The organism is Streptomyces sp. GSL17-111 (assembly GCF_037911585.1).
Taxonomy (GTDB): domain Bacteria; phylum Actinomycetota; class Actinomycetes; order Streptomycetales; family Streptomycetaceae; genus Streptomyces.
The window spans coordinates 893292-905605 of sequence record NZ_JBAJNS010000001.1 but is presented as its reverse complement, the minus strand read 5'-3'; the positions used below and the strand labels follow the sequence as shown (position 1 = coordinate 905605).

The window sequence follows — 12314 nt, the reverse complement described above, 5'->3', positions numbered from 1 at the left end:
CGCGCGTGCCGCACGGGCGCAGCGGCAGGTCTTCGGACTCGTCGGCACGTCCACCCAGAGGCGGACCCCTACCGGCCGTCCCTTCCCGGACCGACGCGGGCCCAGTGTCGTTGACGGCTTTCGTTCCCACTCACCGCTGCGGGACAGTCCCGGATTCCCACCGGGTTCCCTCTTGCGTCGCTCCCCACGTGCGCCCCGGGAGGACGAACGGGAGGCCCGAACCGGCTGCGCGCCCAGCGTAGGGACCTCCCGTGTGACCCGACAGTGGCGCATCGGCGGTTGGCCGGAAAGAGGGGGTGCGTCACCACGGTGTCCCGGGCGTGAGCGGCCCGGCGCACAGGAAACGGCGCACGTCGTTCCGCTTCCGGTACCGCTGACTGATCGTCCCGGCCACTCTGTCCTGAACACGCCTCTATGACGCTTCGTCACATCGGTCAGACTGGTCGCCCACGAACCAGGCGCACCGTTCTTCCGCGGTGCTCTGAGAAACGGGAGGTCCGCGATGCCGTCCGAGGTGAGACGGGACGAGGTGAGGCCCCAGGAGGCGGGAACCGCCACCCCGGCGGGACGCACGCCCCCTCCCCCCGACCGGGTGGCTCTGCGCGGTGATCTCCGCGCCGCCCTGCCCGACGCCGCCGCTGCGGTGCTCGTGACGGCCGCCGTGTTCGTCTTCCTGTACGTGCGCATGGACTCCGGCACTTCGGACACCGTCGCCGTCATGCCCTTCATGGACGACCCCGGCACCTACTGGATGTACCTGCTCAGCCAGGCGTTCGGCTGGTCCGGGCTCCTGTGGGCCTGGGGCACGGTCATGTTCGGACTCCTGCTCTCCGGCCGCCGGCCGGCCCGCCTGCCGGTCCGCCGGGAGACGCTGGAGCGCTGGCACCGCACGACGAGCCTGACCACGATGGCGCTGATGGCCGCCCACGCGCTGATGTTCGCCGCCGAACTGGTGCGCTACGAGACGTCGCTGGCCTGGGCGGAGCGACTGTGGGCGGGCTTCGCCGACAGCTTCGTGCCCGGATGGTACGACTCCGGGACCGGGCAGATCGCCATTCCGATCGGTCAGGGCGCGCTGTACCTGGCGGTCCCCCTGGGGCTGCTGTTCTACGTACGGCACCGCATCGGGGCGAACACCTGGCGGCGCCTGCACCGGTTCGTGATCGTCGTGTACGTGCTGAGCGTGTGGCACACACTGCTGTACGGGACCAACGTCTGGTACGGGGAGTGGCCGCGCACGGTGCTGTGGCTCCTGCAACTTCCCGTGGCGGCTTTGTTGTTGTACCGACTGCTGCGTCCCGCCCGGCGAGCACAGCGACTCGGCCCGCCGCCCGGGACCGGCGCGAGGGCGCTCGCCCCGACCTGGGCGACCCGGGCCCTGGGCCGCGTCGTGGCCGCCGCCGTGCTCGTCGGGCTGGTCGTCGTGCCGGTGTCCGGGCACGACGGCGGACGGGACCGGCCGGCCGAGCCGTCCGCGACCCTCCCGCACGACCACGCGGCCGACTGACGCGGGCCCCTCGCCGCAGGCGCCGAGGTGCGCCGTTCCGGGCGATGGGATGATGTCGGACGACAAGGCGACGGCGGACGAGGAAGCCGGTGTGAATCCGGCGCGGTCCCGCCACTGTGACCGGCGAGCCGGTCCCGACAGGCCACTGCCCGAAGACGGGTGGGAAGGCCGGGGCAGGCATCGACCCGGGAGCCAGGAGACTCACGCTGCCGCCTCCTCGACGAACCCCCGGGGCGGATCTCCCCGGAGAGAGGGAGGGCGCGGCATGTCCGCACCACCGACGCGAACGACGGCCGCCGCTCCGGGCGGCGGCGCGGCGACCGGACCGCTGCCGTGCCGCGTCGTCGTGTGCCGGGACTGCTGCTGCGGCAGCCCGAAGATCACCGGCGTCGACCACGCGGCCCAGACCGAGCGGCTGCGCGCGGCCGCACCCGTACGCGTCTCCGACTGCCTCGACGTCTGCGACCAGGCCAACGTCGTCGTGGTGCAGCCCTCCGCCGAGGGGCGGGCGGCGGGGGCCCGGCCGGTCTGGCTGGGGCTGGTCAACGACCCGGCCGCGACGGAGGACATCGTCGACTGGATCGGCGACGGCGGCCCCGGCGTCGCGCCGCTGCCGGAGATCCTGGACCTCTACACGTTCACCCCGCCGGGGCGGCGCACCGCGCCGTGAACCGGCGGCACCCGGGCCGTCCCCGCAGGGGGACGGCCCGGATGGCGGTTCAGACCAGGTCGAAGCGGTCGAGGTTCATGACCTTGTCCCAGGCGCTGACGAAGTCGCGCACGAACTTCTCCCGGGCGTCGTCACAGGCGTAGACCTCGGCGAGCGCCCGCAGCTCGGAGTTCGAGCCGAAGACGAGGTCGGCGCGGGTGCCGGTCCAGGTGACCTCCCCGGTGGCGTCGTCACGGGCCTCGAAGGTGCTCGCGTCCTCGGAGGTCGCCTTCCACGTCGTGCCCAGGTCCAGCAGGTTGACGAAGAAGTCGTTCGTGAGGACGCCGGGGGTGGCGGTGAGCACGCCGTGGGCCGAGCCCTGCGCGTTCGCGCCCAGCACGCGCAGGCCGCCGACGAGGACGGTCATCTCGGGGGCGCTCAGGGTGAGGAGGTTCGCGCGGTCGATCAGCAGGTACTCGGCCGGCAGCCGGTTGCCCTTGCCGAGGTAGTTGCGGAAGCCGTCGGCGGTGGGCTCCAGCGCGGCGAAGGACTCGACGTCGGTCTGCTCCTGCGAGGCGTCCACGCGGCCCGGCGTGAAGGGCACCTCCACGGTGACGCCGGCCTCCCGGGCGGCCCGCTCGACGCCCGCGCAGCCCGCGAGCACGATCAGGTCGGCCAGCGAGATCTGCTTGCCCCCGCTCTGCGCGGAGTTGAAGGACTGCCGCACCCCTTCCAGGGTGCTCAGGACGGCCGCCAGCTCGTCGGGGTCGTTGACCTCCCACCCGCTCTGGGGCTCCAGCCGGATCCGGGCGCCGTTGGCGCCGCCGCGCTTGTCGCTGCCCCGGAAGGACGAAGCGGAGGCCCAGGCGGTGGAGACGAGCTGGGACACCGTGAGCCCCGAGGCGAGGACCTGCTCCTTCAACGCCGCGACGTCCCCGGAGTCGATCAGGTCGTGGGTGCGCTCGGGCAGCGGGTCCTGCCACAGGAGGGTCTCGCTCGGGACCTCGGGGCCGAGGTAGCGGACGACCGGGCCCATGTCACGGTGCGTCAGCTTGAACCAGGCGCGGGCGAAGGCGTCGGCGAACGCGTCCGGGTTCTCCAGGAAGCGGCGGGAGATCTGCTCGTAGGCCGGGTCGAAGCGCAGCGCGAGGTCGGTGGTCAGCATGGTGGGCGCGTGGCGCTTGGCAGGGTCGTGGGCGTCGGGGACGGTGTCCGCCCCGGCGCCGTCCTTCGGTCGCCACTGGTGCGCCCCCGCGGGGCTCTTGAACAGCTCCCACTCGTAGCCGAAGAGGATCTCCAGGAAGGTGTTGTCCCAGGCGGTCGGGGTCGGCGTCCAGATGCCCTCCAGCCCGCTGGTGATGGCGTCGGCGCCCTTGCCGGTGCCGTGGGTGCTGCGCCAGCCGAAGCCCTGCTCCTCCATCGAGGCGGCCTCCGGGTCGGGGCCGACGGCGTCCGCCGGGCCCGCGCCGTGGGTCTTGCCGAAGGTGTGACCGCCCGCGATGAGGGCGACCGTCTCCTCGTCGTTCATCGCCATGCGGCGGAACGTCTCCCGAATGTCCCGGGCGGCGGCGAGCGGGTCCGGAGTGCCGTTCGGGCCCTCGGGGTTGACGTAGATGAGGCCCATCTGCACGGCGCCGAGGGGGTTCTCCAGCTCCCGGTCACCGCTGTAGCGCTCGTCGCCGAGCCAGGTGGTCTCGGGGCCCCAGTAGACGTCCTCCTCGGGCTCCCACACGTCCTCCCGGCCGCCGGCGAAGCCGAAGGTCTCGAGGCCCATCGACTCCAGGGCGACGTTGCCGGTGAGGATCATGAGGTCGGCCCAGGAGAGCGCCCGGCCGTACTTCTTCTTGACCGGCCACAGCAGGCGGCGCGCCTTGTCGAGGTTGCCGTTGTCCGGCCAGCTGTTGAGCGGGGCGAAGCGCTGCTGTCCGGCACCGGCGCCGCCTCGGCCGTCACTGATGCGGTAGGTGCCCGCGCTGTGCCATGCCATCCGCACCATGAAGGGCCCGTAGTGCCCGAAGTCCGCGGGCCACCAGTCCTTCGAGGTGGTCAGCACCTCGGCGATGTCCCGCTTGACGGCCGGCAGGTCCAGGTTCCGGAACGCCTCGGCGTAGTCGAAGTCCTCGCCGAACGGGTTCGCCACGGCGGGGTTCTTGGCGAGGATCTTCAGGTTGAGGCGCTCCGCCCACCACTGGCGGTTGCCTCCGCCCTGGGTGGGGTGCGGGGCGCGCCGGTGCGCGACGGGGCAGCCCTCCGCGCCGTCCGTCTTCGCGTCGGTGACGATGGCGTCGGGATTCTCGGACATGGGTATCCTCTCGGGCTCAGCGGATCATGGTGATCAGAGAATTGCAGACGGTCGAGGGGCCCGGAGGCGTTTCGACGGAGGATGTCGGAGCCACGTCGGCGGACGGGCCGGGACGACCGGACGGGACGGACGCGGGGCGGCCGCGGACAAGCCGGTGCCGGCCGACACGGGGAGAGCGGGGGCGCGGCAGTTGCGTACGGTGGCCTCCACGGACGCCTGGCCTCCTCCCGCACGGCCCCCCTTGGCCGTCGCCGGAACCGATCCTACGATGGACCGGGTCCAGGTCAAGAAGTTCACCTGATCCGTAGTCAGTCGGAACCCGGACATTCATCGGCGAACTTCGGGTACTCCCAGCCCACCTGAAGAGGAGAAGCGAGATGAGTGACCTACTGGGACGGCTGCGGGCGCGTGGCTGGCGGGTGACGTCCCAGCGGCGCGTCGTCGTCGAGGTCCTCGACGGTGACCACGTCCACCTGACCGCCGACGAGGTGCACACCCGGGCGGCCCGGCGACTGGCCGAGATCTCCCGGGCGACCGTCTACAACACGCTGAGCGAACTGGTCGCCCTGGGCGAGGTCAAGGAGGTCGCGACCGACGGGCGTGCCCGCCGCTACGACCCCAACGCGGCACGGCCGCACCAGCACCTGGTGTGCTCCGGCTGCGGCACCATCCGCGACGTCCACCCGTCCGGCGACCCCCTGGCCGCGCTCCCGGTCGCGGAGCGCTTCGGCTTCACGGTGTCGGAGGCCGAGGTCACCTACCGGGGCCTGTGCCCCTCGTGTGTCTGAGGACGTGCGGGGGAGGCGGCGCGTGAACCCCCGCACGTCCCAGGGCGTGCGTGCCGTTGCTCGGCGGTCCGTCCGGTGGCCGGCGGGGGCCTACTTGGTGGCACCCTGCGAGAAGCCGTTGTAGATGTAGCGCTGGAGCGACAGGAAGACGATCAGCGTGGGCACGATGACGAGGATCGCGCCCGCCGAGATGGCCTCCCACTGCGCCCCGAACGGGCCCTTGAACCGGAACAGGGCGGTGGACATCGTCCCGAGCTCCTGGGAGGGCATGTAGAGGAAGGGGATGTAGAAGTCGTTGTAGACGGTGATCCCCTTGATGATGACCACGGTGGCGATGGCCGGCTTGAGCAGCGGCAGGATGATCGTGCGGTAGATCCGGAAGGCGTTCGCCCCGTCCAGCCGGGCCGCCTCGTCCAGGGAGACCGGGATGCCCCGGATGAACTGGAGGAAGATGTAGATCGAGACGATGTCCGTGCCCATGTAGAGGAGGATCGGCGCCCACCGGGTGTCGAACAGCCCCATGCCGCCCACCACCTGGAAGGTGGCGACCTGCGTGGTCACACCGGGCACCAGGGTGGCGACGAGGAAGAGGCCCATCACGAGCTTCCTGGCACGGAAGTCGAACCGGTCGATGGCGTAGGCCGTCATGGAGCCGATGAGCACGGTACCGGTGATGGAGAACAGCAGGATGAACGCCGTGTTCCCGAACGCGGTGAGCATCCTGCCGTCGGAGAACGCCGTGACGTAGTTCGAGAGGTTCAGCCAGTCGCCGGGCAGCGACAGCGCGTCCCCGTTCATCACCTCCTCGGACGTCTTGAGCGAGGTCAGGAACACCACGGCGAGGGGAAGCAGCACCACCACCGAGGCGGCGACGAGGGACAGGTAGACGAGGGAGGGGCCGATCCGGCCGCGGAGCCGGGACGCGGCGGTGTCCCGGACGGTCGGCGGGGGCGCGGTCATACGAGATCCACTTTCTCGTCGGGCACCAGACGGCGCTGGATCCAGGTGACCAGCAGGATGATCAGCAGCAGCACCACGGCCGCCGCCGAGGCCAGCCCGGTCTTGTTGAACTGGAAGGCGAGCTTGACCGTCTGGATGACGAAGGTCGAGGTGCCGGTCGCGCCGCCGGTCATGATGTAGGGGATCTCGAACACCGAGAGGGAGCCGGAGATCGCCAGGATGACGCTCAGGCTGAGCACCGGTTTGATGCCGGGGACGATGATGTGGCGGAACTGCTCCCACCGGCTCGCCCCGTCCAGTTGCGCCGCCTCGTACAGCTCCCCGGGCACGGACTGGATCGCCCCGAGGAACAGCACGAAGTTCAGACCGGTGAAGCGCCACACGGAGACGCCGGCCAGCGAGCTGTTGGCCGAGGTGGGGTCGCCCAGCCACGCGTGGTCGGGCTCCGTGCCGAACCAGGAGAGCACCGAGTCCAGGGTTCCGCCGTCCTGGAAGAAGTACAGGAAGACGAAGCCGATGGCCACGCCGTTGATGAGGTAGGGGAAGAACAGGATGCCCTTGAACAGGTTGCGGAACCGGAGGTTGAAGCTCAGCACGGTCGCGAAGTAGAGGGCGATCACGATCTGCACCACGGAGGCCGCGAGGTAGTAGAAGCTCACGAAGAAGACCCGGAAGAGTTCGGGCCGGGTGAAGATCTGCACGTAGTTGTCGACGCCGGTGACGTTCCGCTCGGGGCTGATCCCGTCCCAGTCGGTGAAGCTGTAGTAGAGCATGTTGCCCACGGGCACGTAGGTGAACGCGACCAGCAGGGCCAGGGGGACGGCCAGGAACGTCCAGGGGGTGACCAGGCGGAGCAGCCGCCGCGGCCGTGCGACGCCCCGCGGCGGACGCCGTGGGCCCGCCGTCGTGCGCGGGGGCGCGGCGGCGCGCGCTCCCGCGGCCACCGGGTCGGTCGTCTTCGTCATGTGTCGGACCTTTCGTCATCCGCTCGCGCGGCGGACGCGGGCCCCGGCCGGTGTCGTGCGGCCGGGGCCCGCCCGCCGTCGGTCAGGAACCGGCGATCTCCGCCGCCTCGTTCCACTTCGTGTCGAGGTCGGCGAAGTAGTCGTCGAGGTTCCCCCGCTGGGCCTCGCGGGCGATGTCGATCAGCTTCTGGCGGTAGTCGGGCGTGTTGAGGCCTATCTCGGCGGCGGTGTCGATCTCGTTGACCGCGCCGGTGCGCTCCTCGGACCGTTCGACGAAGGTGACGTCGTTGTCCACGAAGTCCCGCAGCGTCTCGGGCATGGGGGCCGACTTCAGGGCGGAGACGGCGCCCTCCTTCTCGGAGTAGCCCGACTCCTCCGTGAACCAGTCGATCCAGGCCCGCGCCGCCTCCTTGTGGCCGGAGTGGATGTTCACCGCCTGCTGGTAGTCCGAGACGAGGGTCGCGCAGAAAGTCCCGTCCTTCGTCGCGGGGAAGGGCATGAACCCGATGTCCTCCGGGTCGGCCCCGGCCTTCCGCGCCGCGTCGCGCATCTGCGTGATGGCCCAGGAGCCGAGCATCATCGAGCTGATCTCGCCCCTGGCGAGCAGGCTCTTCGACTGCTCCCAGTTGGTCGTGTTCGCGTCCGCCTCGGACAGGTCCCGCTCGACGATGTCGTGCAGCAGCGAGTCGATCACGTGCAGCTCGCCGCCCTTCTTCCACGGGGACACCGGACCGTCGAGCGCGTTCGTCGCACCGGCGTCGCAGGTGACCGAGCCCACGTTCGTGGTCCACTGGACGAGCGGCCAGCCGTCCTTGAAGTTCGTGTAGTAGGGGACGGCGTTCGTCTCGTCCTTGACGGCCTCCAGGGCGTCGAGGAACTCCCGTGACGTGGTCGGCCACTCGGTGACGCCGGCCTGCTCCCACAGCTTCCTGTGGTAGACGAACCCGTTGGCCGTGCCGAACTGGGCGATCCCGTAGACCTTGCCGTCGACCTCGGTCTTGTCGCTGAAGCGGTACTTCTCCGACAGTTCGGCCCCGGTGCCCAGCGGGGCGAAGAACTTCGGGTAGTCGTTCTTGGACACCGCGCCGGGGATCATGAGGACGTCTCCGTAGTCGTCGGTGTTCATACGGATCCGCACCTCGCCCTCGTAGTCGGTGAGGCCCTCGAACTCCACCTTCACGTCGGGGTAGGTCTTCGCGAACTCCTCCGCGTACGCGTCCATGGTGCCGTTCTGCACGAGGTCGGTGCGGTGGGTCAGGACCGTGATCGTGCCCGAGACGTCCGCCGGGTCGGAGGGGGCCGTGGCCGTCTCCGTCGAGGGCGTGCCTCCGCCCGAACACCCGGCGACGGTCACCAGCGCGACGGTCACCAGGGCGCCCGTCAGCGTCTTCGTCGTACCCATGTGCCCAACTCCTTCGAAATGGCGGCTCAGGTCGGGGGTGGGATGTCGGCACTATGGCAGTCCGATAGTGAACCGGTAAAGCTCCTCTTTCCTCCGCGATGCCTAATCGTTACCAGGGGGGTGATATTGCCCGTTCTGCCACGGCTGTTGTGTCGTTCGTGATGCGCGATGCGTTACTAGAACGGTTTATGGACAAGCCCTCCCATGCGGAGTTAGGTTGTCCGGCGTCGCATCACCCCCGCTGCGCCCCGCGCGATTGGAGCCGCACACCATGAAGGACGTCACCCCGCTCACCGACGGCTGGAGCCTGCGTCACCGGGGGGCGCTGCTGCCGGCCCGGGTCCCCGGCTGCGTCCACACCGACCTCCTGGCCGCCGACGTCATCCCGGACCCCTACCTCGGGCGCAACGAGGACGAGGTCGCCTGGGTCGGCCGCCAGGCCTGGACCTACGAGCGGGAGCTGGCCCCCGTCGGCGGCCACGAGCGCACCGACCTGGTCTTCGAGGGGCTCGACACCGCCGCGCGCATCAGCCTCGACGACCGGGTCCTCGGCTCCACGCGCAACATGCACCGCGCCCACCGGTTCGACGTCACCGGGCTCTCCGGCGTACTGGAGGTGCGCTTCGCCTCCGCCTACGACGAGGCGGCGGCCGTCCGGGCGGCGACCGGCGAGCGGCCGAACGTGTATCCCGAACCCTCGCAGTACCTGCGCAAGATGGCCTGCAACTTCGGCTGGGACTGGGGGCCCACGCTCGTCACCGCCGGGATCTGGCGCCCGGCCCGGCTCGAGCACTGGTCCACCGCACGGATCGCCGCCGTCCGGCCCCTGGTGACCGTCGAGGACGGGACCGGACGCGTGGAGCTGCGCATCGAGGTCGAGCGCACGGCCCCGGGCCGGGGCCGCCCGCTCACCGCCCGCGCCACCGTGGGCGGGGCGAGCGCCGAGGTGACGTTCGAGGGCCGGGAGGCCGTCGTCCGTCTGGAGGTGGCGCAGGCCCGGCTGTGGTGGCCGCGCGGCTACGGCGAGCAGCACCTGTACGCGCTCGACGTCACCCTCTCCGACGCCTCCGGGCCGCTGGACACCTGGCGGCGGAGGGTCGGCTTCCGCACCGTCGAGCTGGACCGCTCCGCCGACGCCCACGGCACCGGCTTCACCCTGGTCGTCAACGGGGAGCGGATCTTCGCCCGCGGCGTCAACTGGATCCCCGACGACGCGTTCCCCGCCCGCGTCACGCCCGAGCGGTACCGCCGCCGGCTCGCCCAGGCGGCGGACGCCAATGTCGACCTCGTCCGCGTCTGGGGCGGCGGGATCTACGAGGACACCGCGTTCTACGACGCCTGCGACGAACTCGGCCTCCTGGTCTGGCAGGACTTCCTCTTCGCCTGCGCCGCCTACCCCGAGGAGCAGCCCCTGCGCGGTGAGATCGACGCCGAGGCGCGGGAGAACGTCGTCCGGCTCATGCCGCACCCCAGCCTCGTGCTGTGGAACGGCAACAACGAGAACCTGTGGGGCTTCCGCGACTGGGGCTGGGAGCCGGAGCTCGACGGCGACTCCTGGGGGGAGGGCTACTACCTGGGCCTGCTGCCCCGCGTCGTCGCCGAGCTCGACCCCACGCGGCCCTACACGGCGGGCAGCCCCTGGTCGGGCTCCTGGGACCACCACCCGAACGACCCCGCCCACGGCACGCACCACTCCTGGGAGGTGTGGAACCGGCTGGACTACGCGGAGTACCGCGCCGACGTTCCCCGGTTCGTCGCCGAGTTCGGCTGGCAGGCGCCTCCCACGATGGCCACCCTGCGACGCGCCCTGCCGGGTGAGGAGCTCGCACCGGACTCCCCGGGCATGCTGCACCACCAGAAGGCGGAGGACGGCAACGGAAAGCTGGACCGGGGCGTGGCCCGCCACTTCCGCCTGCCCGAGGGCGACGTCGACCGCTGGCACTACCTCACCCAGGTCGTCCAGGCCCGCGCCGTCGCGGCGGGGATCGAGCACTGGCGCTCCCACTGGCCCGTCTGCGCCGGGGCGATCGTGTGGCAGCTGAACGACTGCTGGCCGGTGAGCTCCTGGGCGGCGATCGACGGGGACGGCAGGGCGAAGCCGCTCCTGCACGAGCTGCGCCGGGTCTACGCCGACCGCCTGCTCACCGTGCAGCCGGGCCCGGACGGCCTGGAGCTGGCCGTGATCAACCAGGCGGCGGGGGAGTGGCGCGCCGAGGTGACGATGCGGCGCACGGCCGTCGACGGCACCACGCTCGCCGCCGCCACCCTGCCGGTGACGGTCGGACCGCGCACCGTGGAACGGGTTCCGGTGCGGCCGGAGCTGCTGCCGGCCGCAAAGTCGGCCAAGGAGTTCCTCGTCGTCGACGCGGAGGGGCTGCGCGCCGTCCACGTCCCGGTGCCCGACAAGGACTTCGCCTACTCGTCGGCCGCCTACGACGTGACCGTGGAGCCCGTCCCCGGCCGGAGCGATACAGTCGACGTCGTGGTGAGCGCGCACACGGTGGTGAGAGACCTCCTCCTGCAGGCGGACCGGCTCGGCCCGGCCGCCGAGGCCGACCGGGGGCTGCACACCCTGCTGCCCGGTGAGCGGAGCCGCATCCGCGTCACCGGCGCCGGGACGCCCGACGCCGACGCCGTCCGGGCGGCGCTGTTCTGCGTGGACGCCGGGTGACGGCCTCCCCGCGCGCGACGATCAAGGACGTCGCCGCCCGTGCCGGGGTGTCCAAGGGGGCCGTGTCCCTGGCCTTCAACGACAAGCCGGGGGTGTCCCAGGCCACCAAGGAGCGCATCTTCCGCGCCGCCCGCGAGCTGGGCTGGGCGCCGAGCGTGACCGCCCGCAGCCTGTCCAGCAGGCGGGTGGACATCGTGGGGCTCGCGCTGTGCCGCCCGGCCCGGCTGCTGGGCCTGGAACCGTTCTACATGGACTTCATCTCGGGCATCGAGAGTGTCCTCGCGGACCGGTCCTGCTCGCTGCTGCTGCGCCTGGTCCGCGATCCCGCCGAGGAGGTCGAGCTGTACACCTCCTGGTGGCGCACGCAGACGATCGCCGGTGCCGTGCTCGTCGACTTCCACGAGGACGACCCCCGGGTGGCACCCCTCCAGGCCATCGGGCTGCCGGCGGTCGCCGTCGGGCACCCGTCGCTGACGGGGGCCTTTCCCGCCGTCTATACGGACGACGCCTCGGCCGCCGCCGAGGCGGTCCGGTACCTGGCGGCGCTCGGGCACCGGCGTATCGCACGGGTGGGCGGCCCGGCCGGGCTCGGGCACAGCGCCATCCGCGCCGCCGCCTTCTCGGCCACGATGCGGGAGCTGGGGCTGGAGGAGGGGCGCCAGATGGCGACCGGCTACGACGGCAAGGAGGGGGCCCGGGCCACGCGCTCCCTGCTGATGGCGGCCGACCGTCCGACCGCCATCGTCTACGACAACGACATCATGGCCGTCGCGGGGGCGGGCGTCGCGGCCGAGATGGGGTTCGTCGTGCCGGACGACGTCTCGCTGCTGGCGTGGGACGACTCGCAGCTGTGCCGGATCACCCACCCCACGCTGTCGGCCATGAGCCACGACGTGCACCACTTCGGCGCCGTGGTCGCCCGGACGCTGTTCGCGGTGATCGAGGGGACGCACAGCGGGGCGCTCCAGGTCCCGACCCCGACGCTCACGCCCCGGGGCTCGACGGCGGCGGCTCCCCGCCGTTCGTGACGCGCCATCGCCGACGTGGCCCTCCGCACCTCCGCGGAGGGC

9 protein-coding genes and 2 riboswitches are annotated in these 12314 nt (G+C 71.5%); of the genes, 5 read left to right on the top strand and 4 right to left on the bottom strand.

Features of this window, described 5'->3' with window-relative positions:
• Positions 1-26 precede the first annotated feature (26 nt).
• Positions 27-171, bottom strand: a riboswitch (cobalamin riboswitch).
• 331 nt (positions 172-502) lie between these two features.
• Together V6D49_RS03755 and V6D49_RS03750 are read left to right on the top strand one after the other, a co-directional pair.
• Positions 503-1507 carry a ferric reductase-like transmembrane domain-containing protein gene (locus V6D49_RS03755; protein WP_340557094.1) on the top strand — a complete coding sequence of 335 codons (1005 nt, stop codon included), beginning with the start codon at positions 503-505 and terminating at the stop codon, positions 1505-1507.
• Between the two features lie 35 nt (positions 1508-1542).
• A riboswitch (cobalamin riboswitch) is annotated at positions 1543-1730 on the top strand.
• Between the two features lie 42 nt (positions 1731-1772).
• A complete protein-coding gene (locus V6D49_RS03750) occupies positions 1773-2177 on the top strand; it encodes a (2Fe-2S) ferredoxin domain-containing protein (RefSeq protein ID WP_340557093.1) in 405 nt (134 codons plus the stop codon).
• A gap of 49 nt (positions 2178-2226) precedes the next feature.
• Here the strand turns inward: V6D49_RS03750 and katG are convergent, their stop codons facing one another.
• Entirely contained in the window at positions 2227-4458 is a 2232-nt protein-coding gene (gene katG / locus V6D49_RS03745; RefSeq protein ID WP_340557091.1) for a catalase/peroxidase HPI, read from the bottom strand.
• Between the two features lie 377 nt (positions 4459-4835).
• On the opposite strand from katG, the gene V6D49_RS03740 reads away from it, so the two are divergent.
• Positions 4836-5246, top strand: a complete 411-nt coding sequence (locus V6D49_RS03740; RefSeq protein WP_340557089.1) for a Fur family transcriptional regulator — start codon at positions 4836-4838, stop codon at positions 5244-5246.
• A 90-nt stretch (positions 5247-5336) separates the two neighbouring features.
• Here the strand turns inward: V6D49_RS03740 and V6D49_RS03735 are convergent, their stop codons facing one another.
• From V6D49_RS03735 to V6D49_RS03725, 3 genes are all read right to left on the bottom strand, one after another.
• Complete coding sequence (locus tag V6D49_RS03735; RefSeq protein WP_340557087.1) at positions 5337-6206, bottom strand: carbohydrate ABC transporter permease; 870 nt, start codon at positions 6204-6206, stop codon at positions 5337-5339.
• Positions 6203-7171 (bottom strand): carbohydrate ABC transporter permease, encoded by a 969-nt coding sequence (locus tag V6D49_RS03730; protein ID WP_340557086.1) that lies wholly within the window; start codon positions 7169-7171, stop codon positions 6203-6205. Before V6D49_RS03730 ends, V6D49_RS03735 begins: the two co-directional genes overlap by 4 nt.
• Before the next feature lie 82 nt (positions 7172-7253).
• A complete protein-coding gene (locus V6D49_RS03725) occupies positions 7254-8573 on the bottom strand; it encodes an ABC transporter substrate-binding protein (RefSeq protein WP_340557084.1) in 1320 nt (439 codons plus the stop codon).
• 271 nt (positions 8574-8844) lie between these two features.
• Here V6D49_RS03725 and V6D49_RS03720 point away from each other — a divergent pair, with 271 nt between their 5' ends.
• Positions 8845-11244: a glycoside hydrolase family 2 protein gene (locus V6D49_RS03720; RefSeq protein WP_340557082.1), complete on the top strand. Its 2400-nt coding sequence runs from the start codon at positions 8845-8847 to the stop codon at positions 11242-11244.
• Complete coding sequence (locus tag V6D49_RS03715; protein ID WP_340557080.1) at positions 11241-12272, top strand: LacI family DNA-binding transcriptional regulator; 1032 nt, start codon at positions 11241-11243, stop codon at positions 12270-12272. The genes V6D49_RS03720 and V6D49_RS03715 overlap by 4 nt, the downstream gene beginning before the upstream one ends.
• The last annotated feature ends 42 nt before the right edge of the window (positions 12273-12314 follow it).

Excerpts from the sequence above, each read along its gene's own strand:
- V6D49_RS03755 (WP_340557094.1), top strand. The coding sequence starts at position 503 with ATGCCGTCCGAGGTGAGACGGGACGAGGTGAGGCCCCAGGAGGCGGGA.
- V6D49_RS03750 (WP_340557093.1), top strand. The coding sequence starts at position 1,773 with ATGTCCGCACCACCGACGCGAACGACGGCCGCCGCTCCGGGCGGCGGC.
- katG (WP_340557091.1), bottom strand. The coding sequence starts at position 4,458 with ATGTCCGAGAATCCCGACGCCATCGTCACCGACGCGAAGACGGACGGC.
- V6D49_RS03740 (WP_340557089.1), top strand. The coding sequence starts at position 4,836 with ATGAGTGACCTACTGGGACGGCTGCGGGCGCGTGGCTGGCGGGTGACG.
- V6D49_RS03735 (WP_340557087.1), bottom strand. The coding sequence starts at position 6,206 with ATGACCGCGCCCCCGCCGACCGTCCGGGACACCGCCGCGTCCCGGCTC.
- V6D49_RS03730 (WP_340557086.1), bottom strand. The coding sequence starts at position 7,171 with ATGACGAAGACGACCGACCCGGTGGCCGCGGGAGCGCGCGCCGCCGCG.
- V6D49_RS03725 (WP_340557084.1), bottom strand. The coding sequence starts at position 8,573 with ATGGGTACGACGAAGACGCTGACGGGCGCCCTGGTGACCGTCGCGCTG.
- V6D49_RS03720 (WP_340557082.1), top strand. The coding sequence starts at position 8,845 with ATGAAGGACGTCACCCCGCTCACCGACGGCTGGAGCCTGCGTCACCGG.